At 60.6% G+C, this 5,027-nt stretch carries 6 protein-coding genes and 1 pseudogene; 5 read left to right on the forward strand and 2 right to left on the reverse strand.

The genetic code is table 11. The features are described from left to right. Together JWQ61_RS20335 and JWQ61_RS20340 are read right to left on the reverse strand one after the other, a co-directional pair. On the reverse strand, positions 1-365 hold a 365-nt coding region (locus JWQ61_RS20335; RefSeq protein ID WP_304362111.1), incomplete at its 3' end, for an ATP-binding protein. Positions 366-539: 174 nt separating this feature from the next. Continuing rightward, positions 540-1,991, reverse strand: coding sequence for a PLP-dependent aminotransferase family protein (locus tag JWQ61_RS20340; RefSeq protein ID WP_304362114.1), 1,452 nt, complete (start codon positions 1,989-1,991; stop codon positions 540-542). Positions 1,992-2,155: 164 nt separating this feature from the next. Between JWQ61_RS20340 and JWQ61_RS20345 the strand changes: the two genes are divergently transcribed. The 5 genes and pseudogenes from JWQ61_RS20345 to JWQ61_RS20365 all read left to right on the forward strand — a co-directional run. Beyond that, the gene (locus JWQ61_RS20345) at positions 2,156-2,482 is read left to right on the forward strand and encodes a DUF2917 domain-containing protein (RefSeq protein WP_304362112.1); all 327 of its coding nucleotides are present in this window, start codon (positions 2,156-2,158) and stop codon (positions 2,480-2,482) included. Continuing rightward, entirely contained in the window at positions 2,482-3,075 is a 594-nt protein-coding gene (locus tag JWQ61_RS20350) for a LysE family translocator (protein ID WP_304362115.1), read from the forward strand. Before JWQ61_RS20345 ends, JWQ61_RS20350 begins: the two co-directional genes overlap by 1 nt. A gap of 17 nt (positions 3,076-3,092) precedes the next feature. Further along, a complete protein-coding gene (locus tag JWQ61_RS20355) occupies positions 3,093-3,971 on the forward strand; it encodes a DMT family transporter (RefSeq protein WP_304362113.1) in 879 nt (292 codons plus the stop codon). 199 nt (positions 3,972-4,170) lie between these two features. Further along, a complete protein-coding gene (locus tag JWQ61_RS20360; protein WP_041741972.1) occupies positions 4,171-4,629 on the forward strand; it encodes a RidA family protein in 459 nt (152 codons plus the stop codon). Between the two features lie 156 nt (positions 4,630-4,785). Then, positions 4,786-5,027 (forward strand): annotated as a pseudogene (locus tag JWQ61_RS20365) (PLP-dependent aminotransferase family protein); the annotation flags it as partial.

Below are 5,027 nucleotides of genomic sequence, written 5' to 3' on the forward strand. Positions count from 1 at the left end.
ATCAGGGCCGCATCTTTTTGCTGGTCGCCCGACAGTTTCGAGAAGAATTCCTTGGTGCCGGACTTGGCGATGGTGCCCAGGTGCGAGATGGCTTCATCGCGGCTCATGCCGATGCCGTTGTCCGAGATGGTGATGGTGCGCGCAGCCTTGTCGAAAGCGACCTTGATCTTCAGTTCCGGGTCGTTCTCGAACAGGGCGCCGTTGTTGATCGCTTCAAAGCGCAGCTTGTCGGCGGCATCGGATGCATTGGAAACCAGCTCGCGCAGGAAAATTTCCTTATTCGAGTACAGCGAGTGGATCATCAATTGCAGCAGTTGCTTTACTTCTGCCTGAAAACCAAGGGTTTGCTTTTCGGATACGGCCATTGTTTCCTCTGTATAAACGTAAATAAACGTAAAAAAATAATGTAAAAACGATAAAAGCGGCCTGCCTTGGCCCGCTTTCATCGCGTAAAGCTGAGTATTGCCCAAAAATGGGGAGTAATCCGGATTTTACAAGAGTCGACCAGGAGCGGATGGCGTGACGGTTATTAAGTTTTCTTATTTGCCACATTCCTGTTCCAGGAAGCGCCAGATCGCCGGATCCGACATCGCCGCCACATTAACCCGCATTCTTGAAGAGGGCAGCTGGCTGGGCGAGAACAGGGCACCGGGCGCCAGCAAAAAACCCTCGGCCAGGGCTTTTTCCGCCATCACATTGGTGTCGTGACCGGTATCGGCCCAGACAAAGATGCCGGCCGGCGTGCTGATGTCGACCGTCATGCCTATCCTTTCCATCTGCCGGATGGTGCGGTCGCGCACGCTGTCGAGCTTGTTGCGCAGGCGGTCGAGATGTTTGCGGTAGTGGCCTTCGGACAGGATTTTATAGACTACCCGTTCGCCGACTTCGGCGCTGGTCAGGTTGGTCAGCATCTTGCGGTCGGCAAAATGCTGCGCCAGTTCGAGCGAGGTGGCGATGAAACCGGAGCGCAGGTTGGGCGAGAGCGTCTTCGAAAAGCCGCCCATGTAGATCACGCGGTTGAGCTGGTCGAGCGCGGCAATGCGGGTCGCCGGCTGGATGGCGGAGCCGGGGTGCATGTCGCAATAGATATCGTCTTCGACAATCATGAAGTCATGTTCCTCGGCCAGCTTGAGGATCTGGAACGCCTTGGCTGCCGACAGCGAAGTCGAGGTCGGATTGTGCAGCACCGAGACCAGCACATACAGCTTGGGCTTGTGCAGCGCCACCAGTTCCGCCAGCTTGGCCATGTCGGGGCCGTCGGCCAGGCGCGGCACGCCGACTACCTTGGCGCCGAGCGCGGCGAACGAGGCGAACATCAGGAACCAGGACGGATCGTCCACCAGAATCACGTCGCCGGGCTGGGTAAAGTGGCGCGCCACCAGGTCCAGCGCCTGGGTGACGCCGGTGGTGGTGACGAATTGTTCCGGCGTGGCGGCGATTTCCAGTTCGGCCATTTTCAGCTGCAATTGCTGGCGCAACGGCAGGAAGCCCTGCGGAATGCCGTAGGAGAGCAGCTGCGCCGGATTCTGCCGGCTGATGCTGCGCAGGGCGTTGGCGATCAGGTCGGCATCTAGCCATTCGCTGGGAAACATGCCGGAGCCCGGCATTTTCTTGTGCGGCGCCTGCTGGTGCATATTGCGCACCAGCCAGACCACGTCGATCAGTTGCGGCTGCTGATCGTTTCCTAGATTGCTGGCCGGGTTGTTGCCGCGTTCGGCCAGCAGCGGCGAGCGTTCGCGCACATAAAAGCCGGAACCGCGCCGCGATTCCAGGCACCCCTTGGCCACCAGCCGATCGTAGGCTTCCACCACCGTGAAACGCGACACGCTGTGGCTGTCGGCGAACTGGCGGATCGACGGCATGCGGGCGCCGGTGCGCAGCAGGCGGTCGCTGACGCGGCTTTCTATGCTGCGCACGATCTGCTCGACCAGCGAGGTATCGCTATCGCGCGACAGCGGCTGCAGGGCGGATGACAGCTGGCTGTTGCTCAGCTTGCGGGGAGGGACTGTGTTGGTCACTGTGCTGGATACTGTATTGGTGATTTGGCCGGGACAATGTCAGAAATTACTTGGTTAACTGTATTGGTACTGTATTGGTTTATTGGCTTAGCATAGACCTAAATCTCCAATGCTGCAAATCCGGAAGCGAGTTCGCCATGCAAACACTATTCAAGCAACAGTCTCATACCTTGTCGGGCGGCAGCGTGCTGTCCGGCGTGACCGAACAGCAAGTGATCCTGAAAGTGGTCAGCGGCCGCGTCTGGGTGACTTTTGAAGGCCAGCCGGAAGACCACTGGCTGCGCGCCGGCCGCTCGCTGGCCTTGCTGCCGGGGCGGATGGTGGTGGTGGAAGCCGATCCGGGCAACAGCCGCATCAGCCTTGGCGGCTTGCCGCAGCGCCACCGTGGCAGGCCGGGCATCCTGCGGGCGCTGCTGGCACGCTTGCGCGGCCCTGGCTTCCACCCGGCCACCAGCGTGTCATGATGCTGGCTTCCTTGCTGCCGCTCGCCGTGTTCGCCTTCGTGTCGTCGATCACGCCAGGCCCGAACAACATCATGCTGACTTCGTCCGGCATCATGTTCGGCTTCAACCGCACCATCCCGCACATGCTCGGCGTGACCTTCGGCTTCGGCGTCATGCTGGTGCTGTGCGCGGCCGGCATCGGCAGCCTGGTGCTGGCCTTGCCGGCTAGCCATGTGATCCTGAAGACGCTGGGTTCGGGCTACCTGCTGTACCTGGCCTGGAAACTGCGCAACATGTCGTTCAAATCGGAAGCCGGCGGCCACCGCAAGCCGATGACTTTCCTTGGCGCGTCGGCATTCCAGGCCGCCAACCCGAAAGCCTGGATCATGGCCATCACCAGCGCCTCGGCGTTCCTGCCGCCGCTGGAGCCGATCTGGCTGTCGATCGCCATCTACTGCCTGGTGTTCTGCGTCATCAACCTGCCATGCGTGAGCGTCTGGGCCGGCGCCGGTTCGGTATTGCGGCGCTACCTGGCGCAGCCCCTGTGGCAGCGTGTGTTTTGTACGGTAATGGTGCTGCTGACGATCTATTCCGCAGTCTCGATCTGGCTTTGAATACAAGGACAAGCGGCATGACGGACGAATCCAAGGGCATGTGGCTGGGACTGGCCGGGGTGGCCGTGTTCAGCCTGACCCTGCCGTTTACCAGGATGGCGGTGGCGGAGCTGAATCCGGTGTTCGTGGCGTTCGGCCGGGCGGTGGTGGCTGCGCTGTGTTCCATGCTGCTGCTGTGGAAGCTGAAAGCCAAGCTGCCGACCGCCGCGCAATGGAAACCCCTGACGCTGACGGCGCTGGGCGTAGTGGTCGGATTTCCCGTGTTTTCATCGGTGGCGATGCGTTATGTACCGGCGGCGCACGGCGCCATCGTGCTCGGCGTCCTGCCGCTGGCGACGGCCTTGTTCGGCGCCTTGCGCTTTGGCGAACGGCCCTCGGTCGGGTTCTGGATCGCTGCGGTGATCGGCAGTCTCATCGTTGTCGTTTTTGCATTGAGCCAGGGCGGCGGCGGTTTGCAGGCGGCCGACCTGGCCTTGCTGGCGGCAGTGCTGGCCGCCGCCATGGGTTACGCGGAAGGCGGGCGCCTGTCGCAAACCATGGGCGGGCAGCAGGTGATCGCCTGGGCGCTGCTGCTTTCCTTGCCGGTCCTGCTGCCGATAACCGTCTGGCTGGGATGGCGTTACGGGGTCAGCGCGTCACCCAGGGCCTGGCTGGGATTTGCCTATGTGTCGGTGTTTTCGATGTTTATCGGCTTCCTCTTTTGGTACAAGGGCCTGGCGCTGGGCGGCATAGCACGAGTTGGTCAGGTGCAACTACTGCAGCCTTTCCTGACCTTGCTGGGAGCGGCGCTGCTGCTGGGCGAGACTCTGGAGGCCGGCAACATGCTGTTTGCGCTGGCGGTGCTGGTGGTGGTGGCGTTCGGCCGCAAGATGGCGGTGCGGCGGCAGGCTGCGTAGATGCAAACGTGGATGGCAAACGAAGATGCCAAACGTAGCTGCCAAAATACCAAGCCACATTTCGCAATTTGGGCGCTGGGGTGAGATAATCCCGTATTGGCCGGAATTTGGCGGGGCGCCAGCCGGCTGTATCCCATTTATCCCGTCATTGCTGCTGGCGCCAAAAGCGCGGGCAAATGATTTTTTTTCGGAGTGTCAGATGTCTGTATATGAAAAGTTGCAAGCCCTGAATATCACATTGCCTGCGGTTGCCGCACCTGCCGCCGCTTATGTGATGTACGCCCAAAGCGGCAACACGGTTTACCTGTCCGGTCACTTGTCCAAGAAAGACGGCAAGATCTGGGTCGGTCAACTGGGCAAGGACACCACTACCGAAGAAGCCAAGCTGGCCGCGCGCGGCATCGCCATTGACCTGATCGCCACCTTGCAAGCAGCATGCGGCGGCGACCTGAAGCGCGTCAAGCGCGTCGTCAAGCTGATGAGCCTGGTCAATTCGACGCCTGATTTCACGGAGCAGCACCTGGTCACCAACGGCGCCTCCGAACTGATCGGCGAAGTATTCGGCGAGCAGGGCAAGCATGCCCGTTCCGCATTCGGCGTAGCACAGCTGCCGTTGGGCGCCTGCGTAGAAATTGAAATGATTGCTGAGCTGGAGTAACCCTCGCCGCACAGCAGCGTAGTCCTGGCAGCGTCATCCGCTGCCAGCCCAGGAGACGGCAGATCATAAAAATCACAGGCTGTTGCTGTCCAGGCCCGGCTCCGGCCGGCCGCTGGCCGACAGCCTCTCAGAACAAGATCACTTGAAGAGAATAGTATGAAAATCGAAAATCCAACCCCGCTGCAATGGCATTTTTCGCAGCGCGCGCAGAAACTGCAAAGTTCGGCCATCCGTGAAATCCTGAAGATCACCATGCGCCCGGAAATCATTTCCTTCGCCGGCGGCCTGCCTTCGCCCGCGACTTTCCCGGTCGAACAGTTGAAGGTGGCGTTCGACAAGATATTGTCGGAGCAAGGCAAGGTCGCCTTGCAATACGGTCCGACCGACGGTTATGGCCC

The sequence above is a fragment of the Collimonas fungivorans genome (assembly GCF_028292705.1).
Taxonomy (GTDB): domain Bacteria; phylum Pseudomonadota; class Gammaproteobacteria; order Burkholderiales; family Burkholderiaceae_D; genus Collimonas; species Collimonas fungivorans_B.

Excerpts from the sequence above, each read along its gene's own strand:
- JWQ61_RS20345 (WP_304362112.1), top strand. The coding sequence starts at position 2,156 with ATGCAAACACTATTCAAGCAACAGTCTCATACCTTGTCGGGCGGCAGC.
- JWQ61_RS20350 (WP_304362115.1), top strand. The coding sequence starts at position 2,482 with ATGCTGGCTTCCTTGCTGCCGCTCGCCGTGTTCGCCTTCGTGTCGTCG.
- JWQ61_RS20355 (WP_304362113.1), top strand. The coding sequence starts at position 3,093 with ATGACGGACGAATCCAAGGGCATGTGGCTGGGACTGGCCGGGGTGGCC.
- JWQ61_RS20360 (WP_041741972.1), top strand. The coding sequence starts at position 4,171 with ATGTCTGTATATGAAAAGTTGCAAGCCCTGAATATCACATTGCCTGCG.